Source organism: Sphingopyxis sp. P8, assembly GCF_020622175.1.
GTDB lineage: Bacteria > Pseudomonadota > Alphaproteobacteria > Sphingomonadales > Sphingomonadaceae > Sphingopyxis > Sphingopyxis jiangsuensis.
Genome location: NZ_JACNMK010000001.1, coordinates 1,565,712 through 1,582,146 on the forward strand (window position 1 = coordinate 1,565,712; position 16,435 = coordinate 1,582,146).

Genomic DNA, 16,435 nt, shown 5'->3' on the forward strand with positions numbered 1-16,435 from the left:
TTTATAGGTCAAGTAATGCAAAATCAGCTTGGTATCATAAGACCCTGCGCGGCAAGCGCCAAAATTACGGCCGCTATTGCGGCGCGCGCCTCGTCGTCGACTGTTCCGCCGCCGACAGGTACGGCGACGCTGTCGGGCGCCACCCATAAACCGGCAGCGAAGCGAAGCATCACCCCGTCCGAAAGGCGTGCAGCCCGCATGCCGGCGCGTGGCACGACGAATCGCCACCCGCCGGCGGTCCAGATGGCGATCGTCATGTCCTGCCCCGCCCAGACGCCGGTGGCCGCGGCCCCGACAAGCCAGGCATCGCCGGGCGTCGGCGCGGCCGGCGGGTCGGATTGCGGTCCGTCGACCACGGCCATTTGCACGAGCGCATCGATCAACACCAGCGCCTCGTTGTGCGTGACTTCCTTTTGCGCCTGCGCGGTCGCGAGCAGCGGCAGCGACAGACGCGGTGTTGCGGACAAGTCGGTCATGAAGTTTCCTTTCAGGTCAAGGGCATGCGCAGCGGCAACGACAGGCCGAAATCGCCGACCTGCCGCACCTCGATGGCGGTCCCCGGTGCAACCCCGGCCATAGCCGCCGCGCCGATTTCCAGCCGGGGCTCCGACACGGACCACGGGCCGACGCCCGGCGCGGGCGGGTCGAGTGTGACGCGCCACGCGGCGGCCGCTTCGCCAGGCGGCAGATCGACCGCGTCGCGCCATCCGGTATCGGCGCGGCTTCGGCGTATCCATTCGACCACCACCCCTCCGCCGCCGGTGCGGATGCGACCGTGAACGGGGGCGAGCGGGCGCAGCGCGGCGGCGCTTCCCGGCACCGCCTCGACCGTCATGTCGATCGCGCCCCGCCCCGCCCAGTGCAGCGTCGCATCCGAAGATTCGGCGAACCGCGCGAGGGCATCGGGCAGCGCCAGCAGCGCGGTATCGTCGAGAAGCACGAACGGCGTCCCCGCCGGATGCGCCACCGCCTCCGTCCCTGCCCGGCCGCGCAGCAGGCGCGACAATCGCCACAATCCGGGGCCAAGCGGCTCGGCATCGCCGAACTGGATCAGCTCGTCGCCGATCATCGCGCGGTTGGCGCCGCCGAGCAGCGCGAAATCGTCGACCGATTCGAGCGTCATCGCCGGATTGACCAATGCCGCGGTCGCACCGTTCGCCGCGTCGAATATCCATGCGCTTCCCGCGCCGAGCGGCGCCGAAAGCGCACCAAGCGCCGCCGCCGGCCGAATCGTCCCGAGCGCGACCGGCTCGCTCCCCGGCGCCGCGACGAACCAGCCGTCGGCGCCGCGCCACCCGTCGTTGCTCCCCGCCGCTGCGACAAGGATGCGCGGCGCCGTCGCGGCCTGTCCGTCGATGCTCGGAAGGTCGAACAGCCGCACCACGCCGGCGGCGTCGGGCCAGTCGGGCGCCGCGACCGGCTGGCCGGGGTCTGCCGCGACCGGCGTCGTCGGAACCGGCGCATGACGCCGCAACTCCAGCGCAATTTCGCCGTCGCGCACCGTGCGCGCCGCCAGCCGCCAGATTCCACCCTCTGCTGCCGCAACCAACCCGCCCACGGGCAAGGCAAGCGCCGCCAGATCGCCGCGCACGACCAGCGTCTCGCGCCCGTCGCTCGCCGCTGCGGCAAGCTTTTGCGCCAGCGCGCGCGCCGACGCCGCCCCCAATGCCGCGGGCAGGTCGATACGCTCCTCGCGCACCCCGCCGCCCGCTACCGCCGCCGCCTGCTGCCCCAGTTGATAGTCGCGCGCCGGTTCATAGTGGCGCAGCCGGATCGACGCAGGCAGCGACGCGAGCGGCACGCGCCGCCGCTCGGCCGCCTCATCGGCTGCCCCCGCGCGCCGCGCTTCGGTATAGGCGGCGAGCGGCGCTGGATCGCCGGTCGCCTCGGCGGGCGCAAGCTGCCACGCCGCACCCGCGCTCACGAGCCGCGTCGCGTCGGCCTCGAACAGCGGCGCCAGCGCGTCGCGCACGCGGTCGCCCGACGCGGCATAGCCCGCAAAGGGCCAGTTCCCCGCAACGCGCCCGTCTTCTCCCGTCAGCGCCGCCGCGACCAGCCCCGCGTCGACATTGCCCGCGTCGGCCTCGACTTCAAAGGTCAGCGCCGGGATGCGGTTGCCGAACGCGCCCAGCTCCAGACCCTCGAACACCGCATAGGCGAGGCCGCGAAAGGCGCTCGCCGACGCAAGCCCCACCGCCGACGCGACGAGCGGGTCGACCGGCTGGTCTTCGCCGCCGCCATGCCAGCGAAAGGTGCAGCGTTCCTTGAACGTCCCGCTCGCGCCGCGCAGCAGATTGCCGTCGGCCCAGATACGCCGGATCGCCCGGATCGGCCGCGACGACAGCGCGACCGCGATCGACACCGTATAGCTATATTCGGTCGTTGACGGCCGCCCCTTGCCGCCGCCGCGCTTGGTCCGGTGCTCGATCAGGTCGGTCGCCCAGATCACGCTCCCCGCGACGCGCATCGTCCCGAACAGCATCGGGACATGCTGGCCATAGGTTGACGCCTGCACGCGCAGATCGGCGAGCCGCGGCCCCTCGCGCCCCTTGGGCTTGAAGATCGCCGCATCGACCTGCTGCCCGACCGCCGCGCCGATTGCCGCGCCGACGGGGCCGCCGACGATGCCGCCGACCACCGTGAGCACCAGAGTTGCCATGATCCTCTCCCTCAATCGTCGCCGCGCAGCCGCCAGCGCCGCGCCGCGCCATCGGACGCCTCCAGCGGCGTCTCGACCACGCGCCGCAGCCCCGCATGCGCGTGGACCAGGCTCTCCGGCCCCGTCAGCGCCAGATGAAATTGCCCGGCGGGCAGCGCGATCAGCGCCACGTCGCCCGCGCGCGCGCCGCCTTCAACCGCGGCGAACCCCGCCGCCCGCAGCGCCGCCTCGATCCGTTCGCGGCCCCACCCGCGCAGCGGATAGGCGCGCGGGCGCACCAGCCGCACCCCCGCCGCGGCATAGGCCGCCCACACCAGCCCCGCGCAGTCGAGCCCCGTCGCCGGTTCGCACCCCTGCGGGCGGAACCGTACCCCGACCAGGGCCCGCGCCGCTGCAAAGGCCCGAACCCCGACCTCAGCCACCCGGATAGCGCGTGAGCAGATCATTGCCCGGCAGATGCGCCTCGCCCCGGAAATTCACCGCATTGCCGAAACGGTCGCGGCACGTGGCAAGCTGCTTGTCGCACCCTTCGACCAACCGCACGCGCACCGGCAATTCGGCCATCGCCGGCGGTGCCTCGGCGAGTTGCAACACCGCCCCCTCGCTCGCCATCACCGGCACCTCGATCCCGCAATTCGCGCCCGCCATCCACATCAGCGCGCCATAGGTCATCGCCCCCGCCCCAACCGGCGCATCGAGCGTCACCGCGCGCCCCGCGACCGCGACCACGCGCCGCACATGCGTCCGCGGCGCGAGGTCGACGCGGCACGCCCGGTCGCCAAGCGCCGCGCGGCACGAGGGCGAGGTCGCGGGACAGGCCGGCGCGTCGAGCCAGCGCGTCACCCCCTGCAATTCCGCCGTGAACGCGGCGCCGCGCCGCTCGACCGCGCCCAGCGACCCGCGCGCGACCGTGATCGGCGCGGCGTCGGGCGCGGTCCAGTCGGTCACGAACAGCGTCATCTCGGCCCCGTCCCAGCGTCCCGCATCAAGGTCGCGCGCGGCAATCGCATCGCTCGTCACCGCGCCGCCCAGGTCCATCGTCTCGGCCTCGATCGCATCGCGCGTTTCGAGCGCCGACGGCTTCATCCCCGGCGCGGCGCGATAGACGAGCCCGTCGATGGCAAGGTCGCGGTCGTGCGACGTCAGCCCGATGACGACCCCGTCGCGCCGCGACAGCCGCCAGCACCAGGCGAGCGTCACCACTTCCTCGCGCAGCCAGTCGGGCGCCGCCGTCACCATGGCGCGCGCACCTCGACCAGCGGCACGCTCGCCAGCTCGCCCGCAAGGAAGGTCGCGCGGCTGACCTCGAGCCGGTCCTCGGCAAAGCGCACCGGCACGTCGAAGCGGAACCCCGCGCGCACCGCCGCGCCTGTGGGCGGCGGCGCGTCGAGCAGCACCTCGCCCGCCTCCGTGACCACGAACGCCGCCGTCTCGATCCCGGCCACCGACACGCGCACGCTTCCCGCGACCGGCAGCGCGATCCGCCGCTCCTGCACCGCCGCGCCGTCGCCGTACCGCTTCACCAGCGAAAAGCCGCGCCGCACCCCGTCACCGTCGCCGAGCCATTGGTCGCCGGGTCCGGGCAGCCCGCCGTCGGCCGCCGAACTCTGGTCGAAGGGGTCGCGAAAGCGGAACGCCCGCGCCGCCCCGCGCCGCGCGCGAAAGAAATCGGCGAGCGTCCGCACATCGGCTTCGGACCGCACCCCCGGCCCCGCGTCATAGCGCATCCGCGCCTCGGCCCATTCGCTCGCGCGCTGCTCGTGCCCCGCGGGCGAGCTTATGATCTGCGTCGAAAATTCGGTTGCCGCCACCGCCTCGCGCCCGATGGCGAGCGGAAAGTCGACCGGATCGAAAGCCTGCACCTCATCCTCCCCGTCAAAGCTCACAAAACCGTCGCGCGCGACCTGCGGCAGCGCCCAGACGAAGGCGCGCGCCACCCCCGCGCGCCGCGCGGCATCGGCGGCGTCGGCAATCGGCGCCCATTGCGCGCGATCCGCCGCGTTCAGCACGAAGCCCGCGAAATAATGCTGCCCGGCGACCGGATAGCCGAGCCGCACGGTCATCGCCGTCCGCGCGCCCGCCGTCTCGGCGCCGCGCCCCGCGGTCACCCAGTCATAATCCTCGAGCTGGAGCACATCGAACGCCGGCGTCGCCCAGCCGAGCGGCACATTGGCGCGGCGCAGCTCGGGCGCGTCGGGGTCGAGCGCGGTCGGCAGAAAGACGAGCAAATGGCTCCCCGTCCCCACTGCCCACGCCGCCCCCGCCTCGTCGCGCGCCGCCGCGACGAGCGCAGCGGTCGACGTCGCGAGCAGCGCCCCGAGCGCGTCGAGCATCGCGCACACCGCGCCGTCCTGCGGCCCGCGCACATCGGGAATCGCGACGCTCGCAGCGCCGAGCGCCGCGCTCGTCGCCGCGTCATAGGCGCAAAGCTGCCCGCCCGCATTGGTCCACCACCAAGGCTCGCCGACCTGGAACTTCACCGCCAGCCCCGCATCGCGCGCGAGCCCGACAAAGGCGCGCGCGACGAGCTGCAAATATCCCATCGCCGCCGCATTGGCGGGCGACAGCAGGGTCGAGGGCGGCTCCCATCCCGTCAGCGCCGGGGCGCCCGATGCGTCGCGCTGCTTCCAGTCGTTCCAGCAATAGGCGTCGAAAACTTCGTACGACAGCGACCAGATGATCCCCAGCCCGGCATCGCGGCACGCCGCCGCCAGCGCCGCGTGCCACGCGGCGCACGGGCTCGCGAGCGTCCCGCCCGTCAGGCTCACATAATGGCCGCCGCCCAGCGGCTCGAGCCGCATATAATGGCTCATCCCGACATAATGGACGACATCGCCGCGATAGCCGAGCTGGACGATCTGCCGCACGACGCGCGCGGGGGTCAGATGATAGCAATCGTCATAGCCGTTGGTCATGCCGAGCGCTGTCTCGGGCAGCACCGCATCGCCGATCGCGAGCACCGACCCCGACCCCGAGCAGGCGATGCCGCTCATCTCGGCCCAGCCCTCGACGGGCACCGCCAGAACGCCCGCGCTCCCGTCATAAGCGGGCGGCACCAGCGAAATGAACATGCGGTCGACATCGCCCGCCCACACCGGATCGGCCTCGCCCGGCAGCGCAAAGCCGCCGTCGAGCGCGTCGAAATCCAGCGTGACGACAGCATCCTCGCCGCTCCCCGCCGCATAATTCCACAGCCGCACATACCAGGCGCGCGGGTTTCCCGCCGCGTCGCGCCCCTCGATCGTCAGCGTCGGCCCGTGCAGCGCGTCGAGCGGCTTCACCCCGCCCGACCGCCAGCGAAAGCTGAGCTGCATGTTCCGGAAATCGCGCCGCGTTTCATAGGCGAGCAGCGGATGGTCCCAGCGGTCCTCGGCTTCCCAGATCAGCCCCGCCAGATCGTGCCGGTTATAGAAAACCGCGTCGACGCGCAGCGCGTCGGGCGCCATCGTGACCGCGCTCGCCATCATCGGCCGCGCAAAATCGACCGTCCAGAAACGCGGGTCGAAGCGTTTGACCCAGCTCCCGCGATGATGCGGCTCGGCCTTCGCCACCAGCGCCCAGCCCATCACGAATACCCTCCCCTCCCGCAGGAGGGAGGGGCAGCGAGGCTTGCGAACTTGTTCGCTAGCCGCAGCGGGGTGGGCAGCCGCATCGCAACAGGCCCACCCCCAACCCCTCCCGCGAGCGGGAGGGGAGCGGCCATATGCTGCCCTTTTTTCCGTGCATCGACCATCGCCACTACTCCTCCCCCGCCGCCACGGCGCGCCGCACCGCGCGCGCAAGCTGCCGTCCCGTCTGCGCCAGCCGCTGCGGATCGGCCCCCGCCTCGCCCCGCACGTTGACCGTGATCGCAATGTTGCGCGTTGCCGCGCCCGCAGGCTCGATCCGGCCGCTCGCGGTCGGCACGAAATATTCGGGGCCGCGCTCGCCGACGCGGTAGGCGCGCCCGGCGCTCACCGGCCCGCCCGTCGCGCGCCCCGGCGCCCCGAACAGCGCGAGCGCGAGCGACGCGCCGAGCGACGCCAGCCCGCCGCCCCCGCCGCCCTGCTGGCCGCCGCCCGCAACGGCGTTCGCAACGGCGGCGCGCGCAATATCGGCCATTACCGACAGCGCGAGCCGCTTCAGATCCTCGAACCCCAGCTTGCCGCTCGTGATCGCGCGCGCCAGCGACCGCTCGATCGCCCGCCCCGCCGCGTCGGCGCCCTGCGCCAGCGGCCCCTCCATCGCGGCGCGCATCGCGGCGATGTCGCGCCGGAACGCCCCCGTGTCGGCGCGCACCGACACGCGCATCTCGTCAAACTCGTCCATCGGGAAAGCTCTCCATCATCGCGCCCAGCGCCGCGCGGTCGACCCCCGCACCGCCCGCCTCCTCGTCGCGCCACCCGCCCAGCACCGCCGCAACATCGGCCGGCGTCGCCGCCCAGAACTCCTCGGGCCGCCACCCCGCAATGCGCGCCATCGTGCCGAGCAACCGGACCGCCGAGCCGCCAAACCCAGGATCAGACACAGTAATCCTCCCTGTCGCGCAGCGATGGGGAGGTGGCAGCGGCAAAGCCGCTGACGGAGGGGCAATGGCACGACGTCACGGCCCCTCCACCACGGCTTCGCGGCGGTCCCCCTCCCCATGCCCGCGGCACAGGGAGGATCGCTCCTCCACCCCTCACCGCCCCTGCAAGATCTGCCCGATCAGCACGCGCAGCGCCGGCGTCACCGCCGCCAGCCCCGCTGCCACCACCGCCTCGCCGATCGCGTCGCGCGTCAGCCCGTCGGGCCGCTCCTTCACGCAATGCCAGAACAGCGCCGCAAGCTCGCCCAGCGCCAGCCGCCCGTCCGCCGCGCGCTCGATCAGCGCGAACAGCGGCCCCAGCTCGGCCTCCGCCGCGACCAGCGCCGCAAAGCTCGGCCGCAGGACGAGGCACGCATCGCCGACGCGCAGCTCCGCCTCGCCGCGCATCGCATTCGCCGCGCCGCTCACAGGCTCACCACCGGACCGCTCGATTCGAGGTTCAGCGTATATTGCCGCTCGCCATTATAATCGCCGGCATAGTCGAGCCGCGTGACGAGGAAGCGCCCCTGCATCCGTTCGCCGCTCTCGAAGCTCAGCTGATAATCGTCGATCGTGCCCGCCAGCGCATGTCCGCGCAGCCGCGCCTCGGCGTTTGATCCGGTAAAGATCCCCGCCGCGCTCACCGACACCGACCGCACCCCCGCACCCGACAGCAATTCGCGCCAGCCGCCCGAATCCTTGGTCGTGACGTTCACCGCCTCGCCGTTCACCGACAGTTGCGTCGTGCGCAACCCCGCGACGGTGGCATAGGCGGGCGGCGCCGCGCCGTCGCCGACCTTGAGCAGAAAGGCGCTCCCATTTTCGACGGCCATGGTTTATTCTCCTTTGGACAAGAACATCCGGAACTGGGGAGTAACGGGATGCTTATGACGACAATCGTCCTGGCGATGATGGTCCAGACACCGAGCGCGACGGTCGACCGCACGCGGGTTGCCTTCACCAAATGCCTGAACACGCACATGCTGAAGTCGCTCGACGACAAGAAATCGCCGACCGAATTCGAAATGGGGCTGAAATCGATCTGCACCGCAGAGCGCGGCGCCTTCCATGCCGCGGTCATCGCGCTCAACCGCGCGAGCGGCGATTCGACCGCCGATGCGACCGAAAACGCCGATCTGCAGGTCGAGGATTATCACGCGAATTTCAGCGAGAAATTCAAGGATTACAGCGACACCGGCACGCGCCCCGGCTAGGGCCCTGACCCTAAAGCCCCGCGAGACAGCGGCACCGGACGACCAGTTCGTGCCGCCAGCCGCCGTCGCGCGCATGGCTGAAGCGTGTCCGCACCGGCCGCACGCTGACGATCGACCAGCCGCCCGCCGCACCGCGCAATCCGGCCAGAACCGCCTCGATGCGCGCGGCTGCATCGCCGACCGGCCCTTCGCCGGCACCGACGAGCGTCACGGTCAACCGGACCTCGCGCCCCGCCCGGTCCTTCGTCCCCCAGTCGTTTCCCTCGGCCGCGCCGACCGACACATAGGGGATGTTCGCGCGCGGCGGCGTTCCGTCGAACACTCCGTGGACGAAGGTGCGCAACGCTGGATCGTCCGCCAGCAGGTTCAACGCCCGCATCCGCACGACCTGTTCCGCACCGCTCATCGCGCGCCGCCCAGGCCAATGCGCCGCCACGGCTGCCATAGCGCCGCAATCGCCGCGGGCGGCGACGCCTGCACATCGTCGCGCGCGGCATAAAGATGCTGCGTCATCCGCAATATGCCGTGCCGGATCGCCTCGGGCACATTCTCCGCCGCTGCGGCGATCCCGGCGCGAAAGCCGATGCGCACTTGTCCTGCTCCCTGCGGATCGTCGATGCGGATCGCTGCGTCGCCGTCGGGGCCGATGACCGTCCGGTATTTGTCCGGGTCGAGCGCAATCTCGCTCCCGTCCGCGGCAATCAGCGCTGCTTCGTCTATCCCGATGACCGGACGCGCGCGCAGCGCAGCGAGGCCTCCGCGCACCGCAACGCGCTCCTCGCCCGCGCGGATTACAAGCCATTGGCCGGTAAAGGCCTCGCAGATATTCGTGGCCGTGCGCACCAGCCGTTCGACGATCGCATCGTCGCCCGCCGCGCCCAGCCGCAACCAGGCGCGCGCGTCGTCGAGCGCGACCGGTATCGCCATCATCGTCATGGCAAGTCCTTCAGTCTGTCGTTGGAAAGCAAAGCCCGTGCTGCTTGGCGCCCGGCTGCGTCCGAAAGGGGGGACGGCAGCCGGGCGCCCATCGCGCGCCAGCTCAGCTGGCGGCGAACTTCATCAGCTTGACGGCATTCGAATCGATGATCGCACCGCCGACCCTTTTGGTTGCATAGAAATGCACAAAAGGCTTGTTGCTGAACGGATCGCGCAGGATGCGCGTCTCGCCGCGGTCGGCGATCAGGTAACCGGCGCGGAAATTGCCGAAGGCGATCGACAGGCTGTTCGCCGCGACGTCGGGCATGTCCTCGGCCTCGATCACCGGATAGCCCAGCAGCGTCGCCGCCTGCCCCTCGACCAGCCCCGGCTGCCACACGAATGCGCCGTCCGCCGTCTTGAATTTGCGGATACGCGCGAGCGTGTCCGAATTCATCACCCATACCGCGCCCTGGCGATAGGGGGGCTTCAGCGCATGGACCAGTTCGACCAGCTTGTCCTGCGGGTTCGACGCGGGGAACGCCCCCGCGCTTCCCGTCGCGAGGTGCTGGAGCGTGCCGAACGCGCGCGCCGCATCGCCCTCGTTCGTCGTCGCATAGGACAGGAAGCCCTTGGGCCGGTTCGTCCCGTTGCCGCTCACGAACGCCGTCCCCTCGGCGACCGCGAACTCGCGCGCGATTTCGCCCGCCAGCCAGTCCTCGACGTCGAACATCGCATCGTCGAGCATCGCCTGGCTCGCCGCCGGATTGGCGTACAGCTCGCCCGACGGCGGCGCGATTTCGGCAAGGCTGCGCGTCGCCGTTTCGGGGCGCGCCGCCGTCTCGCCGACCCAGCCCGCGCCGGTCGATCCCGTCGCGACCAGCTTGCGATAGCCGCTCGTCCCCGTCTGGACGACGCTCGCGATGCTGCGGATCGGCGACAGCGCTTTCAACGTCGCGGCGATGCTGGTGTCGATCTCGCGCGGCACCGCATAGCCGCCCTCGCCGCCGCTCGCCCCCGACAGGCTTTTCATCTCGACCCCCGCATCGATCCCGCGCCGCAGATAGCGTTCGACAAAGGCATCGCGCGCCGGATCGGCCGCCTTCGCCCCGTCGAGCGGCAACCGCGACGCCGCGACCGCCTGCGCATCGACTTGGCGCTGCAGCGCCGCGACCGACGCCTTCAGCTCATCGACCGCCTCCGCCGCCAGCACCGCATCGAACGCGCCGTCGAGCGCATCGGCCTTCACTTCCATATCCACTTCCATGCCCGTCACTCCTTCCAAAAAAATCCTCCCCGCTTGCGGGGAGGGGGACCGTCCCCGCGAAAGCGGGGATGGTGGAGGGGGTGGGCGTCCTTGGGCAACGTTGCGCAAGGACGCCCACCCCCTCCGTCAGCGCTTCGCGCTGCCACCTCCCCACGAGTGGGGAGGATCAGATCTCGCCACCCCCACCACCCGCGCCAGCGGCTGCATCGGCATCGCCACCAGGCTCACTTCGGCGAGCTCCAGCGCCAGCAGCTCGCGCGGCCGCGCCCCGCGCGCCGCGCGCACCCGATATCCGAACGACAATCCCGTCAGCGCCCCGCGCGCGACCAGCCGCGCCGCCGTCGGATGCGTCACCCGCGCCACCACGCGCAGCCCGCGCGCATCCTCCGCCAATGCCTCGATCGCGCCGATCACCGCACCCGGCCGATGCTGCCACAGCAAGGGCACCGCGCGCGCTTCGCGCAAACTCGCCGCAAACGCCCCCGCACGCACCACATCGCCCCCGCGATCGACCCGGTCGAACACCGACGCATAGCCCGCGAACCGAACCTCCCCCTCCCGCACGCGGGAGGGGGTCGGGGGGTGGGCAGCGGCACCGATCGCCCTCACTTCAGCAACCCCGGCAGCCCCATCTTCACCGCCAGCCCGACCACCAGCAGCGCCAGCATCCCGCGCACCGCCCAGTCGACCGCCGCCTTCCACGCGCTTTTCTTCGCGTCGCGCCACGCGCCGAGCAGCTGGCGCAGATCGTCGATGTCGCCGCGCGCCGCGTCGTCGGCGAGCCCCAGCCGCGCGAGCGCCCGCCGCGCCCCCAGCTCGCTCGCCTCCTCGACCACCGCGCGCAGCAACGCCGCATCGGGCGCACCGGCCACGCCTGTCCCCGCCAGCGCGATCAACCGCGCCAGCGCCTCTTCCTCGTCCATGTCGATTTCCTCACAAAAACCCCTCCCCCTGGGATGGGGGAGGGTTGCGCAGCCTTGGCAGCTTGCTGCCTAGGCGAAGCTGGGTGGGGGTGGGCCGTCGCCCGCGAACGCTACCCCACCCCCAGCAACACCTTCTTCTCGTCCGCCGTCAGCCAGTCGGCCGCCGACACCTCGCGCCACAGCGCCATCCGGTCGGCGGCCATCGCCGGCACCTTGTTCAGATCGACGCGCAGTTCGGCCCCCTCGAACCACCCCGCCAGCCCCTGCGCCACCGCCCCCAATATCTTCGCGCACAGCGGCAGCACCGTCAGCCGCCACAGCGCGCGGTTTGCCTCGCGATAATTGGCATAGGTCGCGTCGCCCGGCAGGCCGAGCAGCATCGGCGGCACCCCGAACGCCATGGCAATTTCGCGCGCGCTCGCATCCTTCAGCGCCAGGAAATCCATCTCGGCGGGCGACAGCGACAGCGCCTGCCACTTCAACCCGCCTTCGAGCAGCAGCGGCCGCCCCGCATTGGCGCTCCCCGAAAAGCTCTCCGCCAGTTCCTCGCGCAGCCGCTCGACCTGCTCGGCCGACAGCGGCATCCCCTTGTCGCCGGGGTCGTGCACGAGCGCCCCCGACGGCCGCGCCGCATTCTCCAGCAACGCCGCATTCCATCTGGCCGCCGCATTATGCGCCGCGATCGCGCCCGCCGCCGCGCCCAGGCACCCCGCGCCATAATGATCGTCGAGCGGGTGCAGCGCCTTCACATGCACCACCGCGGGCCGCCCCGCGCCATCCTCGGCGGCCAGCACCACCGCCTCGCCCCCCGCCTTGTAGCGATAGGCGACGGGCCAGCCGCGCGCGTCGGCCTCGACTGTCACCCGCTCGGGGCGCAGCGCAAACAGCTCGGCGGGCGCCCCCGCGCCGTCGGTCAATATCTGCACATAGCCATTGCCGTGGAGCAGCAATTGCGCCGCGAGCGTCTCGACCAGCCCCTGCCCGCCCGACGTCGCACCGACCAGCCGCTCCAGCGCCGGATCGCTCGCCTCCAACGGCGCCGAACCCGCCGCCTCGGCGACCAGCCGCACCGCCCGCTGGACGATCGCATTGGAAAGATACCCCTCGCGAACCTGCGCCTCGAACGACAAGGGCGCGGGCGCCGACCAGCTCCCATACACGCGCGACAATTGGGGCCGCGCAGCCCCCTGCGCAGCCTTCCGGCCAAACCAGTTCATGATGATCTCCCTACGCTGCGCCCTGGGCAAAAACCCACGTCACCCCGGGCTTGACCCGGGGTCCCGATTCTATTCTCAAACCAGCACGTCGAATAAATCCAGCCAATCGGGATTGCCCCGTTCGATCAGCTCGAATTTCCATGCCCTATGCCACCGCTTGATCCGCTTCTCCTGCGCGATGCACAGCGCAATATCGTCGCCGCGCTCTGCCCAAACGAGGCGGCTCAACCCATAACGCGCGCAAAAATCCGATCCCTCGCCGGTGCGGTGTTGATGGATGCGCGCTGCAAGGTGCGTCGTTACGCCGACATAGATTGTCCCGCGATACCGGTCGGCCATCATATAGACCCAGCCGCCCTTGCGTTCGCGTTCCATTGTCCGAGTCTCGAAAAAGCGGGACCCCGGGTCAAGCCCGGGGTGACGATTGGAGGCCATTCGCCACGGCATTTCAGCCGGGAAAGCGCCAGTTTGGACAGGATTCACACCCTCGCCGAAACCTCCCCACCCCAACCCACCCCCACCCACGTCACCCCGGGCTTGACCCGGGGTCCCGCTTTCCAGCTAGCAACAAGCTCAAACCACCCGCACCCCCGGCGCCCGTCCTTTCGCCAGCCCCTCGCGCAGCGCCGCGACCGCCCACACGCAGGCATCGGCCCGATCCGGCGACCTCCCCGGCCCCGCATAGCCGCCGCCGATCTGCATCCCGCAAAGCTCGTCCTCGAGCGCCGCGAACGCCCCCGCATGGACCACCTGCCCGCGCTCATAGGCGAGCGCCACCGGTTCCGCCCGCCGCGCCTTGCCGACGCTCGCGTGCACCGCGCGCACCGGCAGCGTCACATCGGCCTGCGCGAGCACCGCGGCGACCATCTCGCCGCCCATATTGCTCTCGGCGACCACGCGGTCGGCGTTCCAGCGCGCCGCGGCGCTTGCCACCGCCTGCGCCCAGACGTGCGGCGCGGCCTTTTCGACGCTCGCATCCTCGACCACCGCGACGCGGCCGTCGCGCAGCAGCGCCGCGACGACGATCCCGCACGCATCGCCCCGCCGCGTCGCGGGCGGATCGACGCCGATCACGACGCGCACGGGCTTCGCCGCCGCGTCCGCATCGACGCGGCAGCGCTCGATCAGCGCGCGGCTCCACAGCGCGCCCTCGACATCCTCCAGCAGCTCGCCGTCGAGCTCCTGCCGCCCCAGCCGCGTGCCGCCATATTGCGCGATCATGTGCGCGACGAAGCTCGCGGGCAGGTGCGGGTTTTCCGACGTCCGCCCCAATGTCGTCACGCATCCCGGCACCGCCTCGACCTTGCGCATCAGCGGCACCGGGCGCGGCGTCGTTGTCACCAGGACGCGCGGGGTGTCGCCCAGCCGCATCCCCAGCATCAGATTGTCCCACGCCGCCTCGCCGCGCTGCCCCCATTTGGCCAGTTCGTCGCACCAGGCCGCATGATGTTCGGGACCGCGCAAATTCTCGGGCGTGCCCGCCGAATAGAGCGTCGCGATCGCGCCGCTGTCGAAATGCAGTTGGCGCATCCGCTCGCGCCATTTGGGCCCTTCGTCGGTGCGCGCGACGCCGAGCAGCCCGCTCGGCCCCTCGATCATCACGCGGATACCGTCGGCCTCGTTCGCCGCGACCAGCGCGATCCGTGCGCCGGGCAAGCTGCGCGCAACCTCGCTCACCCATTCGGCGCCCGCGCGCGTCTTGCCGAACCCGCGCCCGGCGCGGATCAGCCACACCGGCCAGTCGCCCGGCGGCTCGCGCTGCCCGTCGTGCGCCCATTGATACCAGCGGTCGTGCAGCTCCTGCACATATTTGCGCGGCATGTCGCGCAGCAGCTTTCCGCGCTCTTCGGCTTCCAGTTTGAGCAAGCGGTCGAGGATCGTCTCGCCTTCGCGCAGTTCCAGCCGCGCGGCCCAGCGCTTCGTCACCGCTCCTTTCCTTTCGGCGCGGCGCGCTGCGCCTCGATGATCGCGATGCGCCGCAGGATCTCGGCATCGGTTTCCTCGGCGCTCGGCCGCGCATGGATGTTCAGCCGGACGCGCTTGGCGCGCCCGCCCTCGACGCTCGCGCGGTGTTTCGCCATCACGTCCATCGCCTGCGCGACCGTCATTGCGCCGACGGGCGGCAAGGGCGTGCCGTCGTCGCCGCCGTTCAATTTCTCGATCGTGTCGATCGCGCGCTCGACAAGCGCCATTTCCAGCCGCGCATAACCGCTTTCGAGCGCCGCCTGCCACGCGTCGGCAAATTCGCGGTCGACGCGGCGCAGCTTGTACGCCGAATGGGCAAATCCCGCAACCGCAGCGGCATGGCGCACGTTGCAGCACTCGCTCAGCACCTCGATAAACAGCCGCCGCTGCGTTTCGCCGATCTCGCGGAACCGCGTCACGCATTCGCCCCGCACCAACGCGCGCGGGCAGTCGCCCTTGCACTCGCCTCCTGTGTCCGATGCCATCGCCCGCCCTCCAAAAGCAATCGGGCCGCGCACCCCGAAAGGCGCCGGCCCGAATCGCAATTCTTCATGATGTGACAATTGTGCCATATCAGCGTTACGATGTCAATATAAAATAACCTATATGGTTATTCGTTCGCCATCGCCGCTATTCGCGCGGGGCGTGGTCGCGCGCGATCTCCTCGGGCGACAGGCGCAGGAAGCGCGCGGCATTGTTATAGAATATGTCGCGCCGCTGCTCGGCGGTCAGGAAGGGTGCTTCTTCGATCGACGCGACGCTTTCGCCGATGATCCCCGGCCACTGCATCTGGTCCGATCCCCACATGATCCGCTTGCCGAACCCGGCGTCGACCATCCGTTTCAGATGGTCGTAAAACTGCGCGCGCGGCGCCATCCCGACATTGGCCGAAATATCGACGTACAGATTGGGGTGCGCGTACATCATCGCGATCATCTCGTCGACCAGCGGCGAGGCATAATGCATGACATAGAGGCGCAGCTTCGGATGCGCGTGCAGCACCGCCTCGAGCTGGAAGGGAGAGGTCAGGCTGGCGCGATAGCTTTCATATCCCGGAAAGCGCGCGGTCGCGGGCGGCCCTTCGCCCAGGTGCAGCCCGACCGGAATGTCCCTTGCCTCGGCAAAGGCCCAATATGCCTCCCACTGCGGATCGTCGGCGCGGATACCGCGATATTGGGTAAAGCTTTCGCCGAGCACCGCGAGCCGCCCTTCGTCCGCGAGCGCGGTCAGCGTTTCGACGCTCACCGGCTCCGACGCGCCGAACCCCAGCGCGGGTACGATCAGGTCGGGCGCCGCGGCGCGCCATTTCGCGACGCTGTCGGGATCGCCCGACGTCACCGCGCGGCGGATATTGAAGCGCCGCATCGCGGCGATGCTCTCGTCCATCAACGCGGCGTCGGTCGCGGGCGCGGCGATCGGCGCGGCGCAGCGCGACAGCTCGACGGGATCGAATGCGTCGCGCGGGTCGACCGTCGGGATCGGCACCCCGCTGCTCCCCGGACAGATGCTCGCCCCCGCGACGAAATCGACCGTATAGGCGTGCGCGTGCATGTCGATGACCGGCGCCCCGGCCTGCTGCGCGGCGGCAGGCGAGGCGGCAAAGAACAGCAACGGCAACAGCTTGTGCATGGCGGGCTCCCTCGACCCGTCCATAGCGCAGGCGCGGTGAAAGCCGAAGGAAATCCGGCATATGGGGCGCGGGCGGCCGCCTCCCCACACGCCCCGCCAG

20 protein-coding genes are annotated in these 16,435 nt (G+C 70.8%); 1 reads left to right on the forward strand and 19 read right to left on the reverse strand.

Annotation, left to right across the window (positions count from 1 at the left end; genetic code table 11):
* Positions 1–23: 23 nt before the first annotated feature.
* From H7692_RS07695 to H7692_RS07735, 9 genes are all read right to left on the reverse strand, one after another.
* Positions 24–476: a DUF2793 domain-containing protein gene (locus H7692_RS07695; RefSeq protein WP_227339984.1), complete on the reverse strand. Its 453-nt coding sequence runs from the start codon at positions 474–476 to the stop codon at positions 24–26.
* An 11-nt stretch (positions 477–487) separates the two neighbouring features.
* On the reverse strand, positions 488–2,659 hold the full coding sequence (locus H7692_RS07700) for a phage tail protein (protein WP_227339985.1): 2,172 nt from the start codon (positions 2,657–2,659) through the stop codon (positions 488–490).
* A gap of 11 nt (positions 2,660–2,670) precedes the next feature.
* On the reverse strand, positions 2,671–3,081 hold the full coding sequence (locus H7692_RS07705; protein ID WP_227339986.1) for an NlpC/P60 family protein: 411 nt from the start codon (positions 3,079–3,081) through the stop codon (positions 2,671–2,673).
* On the reverse strand, positions 3,074–3,898 hold the full coding sequence (locus H7692_RS07710; protein ID WP_227339987.1) for a DUF2163 domain-containing protein: 825 nt from the start codon (positions 3,896–3,898) through the stop codon (positions 3,074–3,076). The genes H7692_RS07705 and H7692_RS07710 overlap by 8 nt, the downstream gene beginning before the upstream one ends.
* The gene (locus H7692_RS07715; protein ID WP_227339988.1) at positions 3,892–6,225 is read right to left on the reverse strand and encodes a DUF2460 domain-containing protein; all 2,334 of its coding nucleotides are present in this window, start codon (positions 6,223–6,225) and stop codon (positions 3,892–3,894) included. Before H7692_RS07715 ends, H7692_RS07710 begins: the two co-directional genes overlap by 7 nt.
* 172 nt (positions 6,226–6,397) lie before the next feature.
* On the reverse strand, positions 6,398–6,967 hold the full coding sequence (locus H7692_RS07720) for a tail tape measure protein (RefSeq protein WP_201928896.1): 570 nt from the start codon (positions 6,965–6,967) through the stop codon (positions 6,398–6,400).
* A complete protein-coding gene (locus H7692_RS07725; RefSeq protein WP_227339989.1) occupies positions 6,954–7,166 on the reverse strand; it encodes a phage tail assembly chaperone in 213 nt (70 codons plus the stop codon). Before H7692_RS07725 ends, H7692_RS07720 begins: the two co-directional genes overlap by 14 nt.
* A 153-nt stretch (positions 7,167–7,319) precedes the next feature.
* A complete protein-coding gene (locus tag H7692_RS07730) occupies positions 7,320–7,634 on the reverse strand; it encodes a GTA-gp10 family protein (RefSeq protein ID WP_222135458.1) in 315 nt (104 codons plus the stop codon).
* Entirely contained in the window at positions 7,631–8,038 is a 408-nt protein-coding gene (locus H7692_RS07735; RefSeq protein ID WP_227339990.1) for a phage major tail protein, TP901-1 family, read from the reverse strand. Before H7692_RS07735 ends, H7692_RS07730 begins: the two co-directional genes overlap by 4 nt.
* A 54-nt stretch (positions 8,039–8,092) precedes the next feature.
* On the opposite strand from H7692_RS07735, the gene H7692_RS07740 reads away from it, so the two are divergent.
* Entirely contained in the window at positions 8,093–8,419 is a 327-nt protein-coding gene (locus H7692_RS07740; RefSeq protein WP_227339991.1) for a hypothetical protein, read from the forward strand.
* Between the two features lie 10 nt (positions 8,420–8,429).
* Here the strand turns inward: H7692_RS07740 and H7692_RS07745 are convergent, their stop codons facing one another.
* From H7692_RS07745 to H7692_RS07790, 10 genes are all read right to left on the reverse strand, one after another.
* The gene (locus H7692_RS07745; protein WP_227339992.1) at positions 8,430–8,825 is read right to left on the reverse strand and encodes a DUF3168 domain-containing protein; all 396 of its coding nucleotides are present in this window, start codon (positions 8,823–8,825) and stop codon (positions 8,430–8,432) included.
* Positions 8,822–9,355, reverse strand: coding sequence for a head-tail connector protein (locus H7692_RS07750; protein WP_227339993.1), 534 nt, complete (start codon positions 9,353–9,355; stop codon positions 8,822–8,824). The genes H7692_RS07745 and H7692_RS07750 overlap by 4 nt, the downstream gene beginning before the upstream one ends.
* Positions 9,356–9,458: 103 nt before the next feature.
* Positions 9,459–10,601: a phage major capsid protein gene (locus H7692_RS07755; protein ID WP_227339994.1), complete on the reverse strand. Its 1,143-nt coding sequence runs from the start codon at positions 10,599–10,601 to the stop codon at positions 9,459–9,461.
* A gap of 126 nt (positions 10,602–10,727) precedes the next feature.
* Positions 10,728–11,201 carry an HK97 family phage prohead protease gene (locus tag H7692_RS07760; protein WP_227340051.1) on the reverse strand — a complete coding sequence of 158 codons (474 nt, stop codon included), beginning with the start codon at positions 11,199–11,201 and terminating at the stop codon, positions 10,728–10,730.
* 5 nt (positions 11,202–11,206) lie between these two features.
* Entirely contained in the window at positions 11,207–11,524 is a 318-nt protein-coding gene (locus tag H7692_RS07765; protein ID WP_227339995.1) for a DUF6127 family protein, read from the reverse strand.
* A gap of 110 nt (positions 11,525–11,634) precedes the next feature.
* Positions 11,635–12,741 (reverse strand): phage portal protein, encoded by a 1,107-nt coding sequence (locus H7692_RS07770; RefSeq protein ID WP_227339996.1) that lies wholly within the window; start codon positions 12,739–12,741, stop codon positions 11,635–11,637.
* A gap of 75 nt (positions 12,742–12,816) precedes the next feature.
* Positions 12,817–13,116 carry a GIY-YIG nuclease family protein gene (locus tag H7692_RS07775; RefSeq protein WP_227339997.1) on the reverse strand — a complete coding sequence of 100 codons (300 nt, stop codon included), beginning with the start codon at positions 13,114–13,116 and terminating at the stop codon, positions 12,817–12,819.
* 198 nt (positions 13,117–13,314) lie between these two features.
* The gene (locus H7692_RS07780) at positions 13,315–14,667 is read right to left on the reverse strand and encodes a DNA-packaging protein (RefSeq protein WP_227339998.1); all 1,353 of its coding nucleotides are present in this window, start codon (positions 14,665–14,667) and stop codon (positions 13,315–13,317) included.
* Complete coding sequence (locus H7692_RS07785; protein ID WP_222135453.1) at positions 14,664–15,191, reverse strand: hypothetical protein; 528 nt, start codon at positions 15,189–15,191, stop codon at positions 14,664–14,666. Before H7692_RS07785 ends, H7692_RS07780 begins: the two co-directional genes overlap by 4 nt.
* Positions 15,192–15,336: 145 nt before the next feature.
* Positions 15,337–16,335: an amidohydrolase family protein gene (locus H7692_RS07790; RefSeq protein WP_222135452.1), complete on the reverse strand. Its 999-nt coding sequence runs from the start codon at positions 16,333–16,335 to the stop codon at positions 15,337–15,339.
* Between the last annotated feature and the right edge of the window lie 100 nt (positions 16,336–16,435).

Excerpts from the sequence above, each read along its gene's own strand:
- H7692_RS07775 (WP_227339997.1), bottom strand. The coding sequence starts at position 13,116 with ATGGAACGCGAACGCAAGGGCGGCTGGGTCTATATGATGGCCGACCGG.
- H7692_RS07720 (WP_201928896.1), bottom strand. The coding sequence starts at position 6,967 with ATGGACGAGTTTGACGAGATGCGCGTGTCGGTGCGCGCCGACACGGGG.
- H7692_RS07765 (WP_227339995.1), bottom strand. The coding sequence starts at position 11,524 with ATGGACGAGGAAGAGGCGCTGGCGCGGTTGATCGCGCTGGCGGGGACA.
- H7692_RS07700 (WP_227339985.1), bottom strand. The coding sequence starts at position 2,659 with ATGGCAACTCTGGTGCTCACGGTGGTCGGCGGCATCGTCGGCGGCCCC.
- H7692_RS07710 (WP_227339987.1), bottom strand. The coding sequence starts at position 3,898 with ATGGTGACGGCGGCGCCCGACTGGCTGCGCGAGGAAGTGGTGACGCTC.
- H7692_RS07695 (WP_227339984.1), bottom strand. The coding sequence starts at position 476 with ATGACCGACTTGTCCGCAACACCGCGTCTGTCGCTGCCGCTGCTCGCG.
- H7692_RS07745 (WP_227339992.1), bottom strand. The coding sequence starts at position 8,825 with ATGAGCGGTGCGGAACAGGTCGTGCGGATGCGGGCGTTGAACCTGCTG.
- H7692_RS07755 (WP_227339994.1), bottom strand. The coding sequence starts at position 10,601 with ATGGAAGTGGATATGGAAGTGAAGGCCGATGCGCTCGACGGCGCGTTC.
- H7692_RS07715 (WP_227339988.1), bottom strand. The coding sequence starts at position 6,225 with ATGGGCTGGGCGCTGGTGGCGAAGGCCGAGCCGCATCATCGCGGGAGC.
- H7692_RS07785 (WP_222135453.1), bottom strand. The coding sequence starts at position 15,191 with ATGGCATCGGACACAGGAGGCGAGTGCAAGGGCGACTGCCCGCGCGCG.
- H7692_RS07790 (WP_222135452.1), bottom strand. The coding sequence starts at position 16,335 with ATGCACAAGCTGTTGCCGTTGCTGTTCTTTGCCGCCTCGCCTGCCGCC.
- H7692_RS07735 (WP_227339990.1), bottom strand. The coding sequence starts at position 8,038 with ATGGCCGTCGAAAATGGGAGCGCCTTTCTGCTCAAGGTCGGCGACGGC.
- H7692_RS07770 (WP_227339996.1), bottom strand. The coding sequence starts at position 12,741 with ATGAACTGGTTTGGCCGGAAGGCTGCGCAGGGGGCTGCGCGGCCCCAA.
- H7692_RS07740 (WP_227339991.1), top strand. The coding sequence starts at position 8,093 with ATGACGACAATCGTCCTGGCGATGATGGTCCAGACACCGAGCGCGACG.
- H7692_RS07750 (WP_227339993.1), bottom strand. The coding sequence starts at position 9,355 with ATGACGATGATGGCGATACCGGTCGCGCTCGACGACGCGCGCGCCTGG.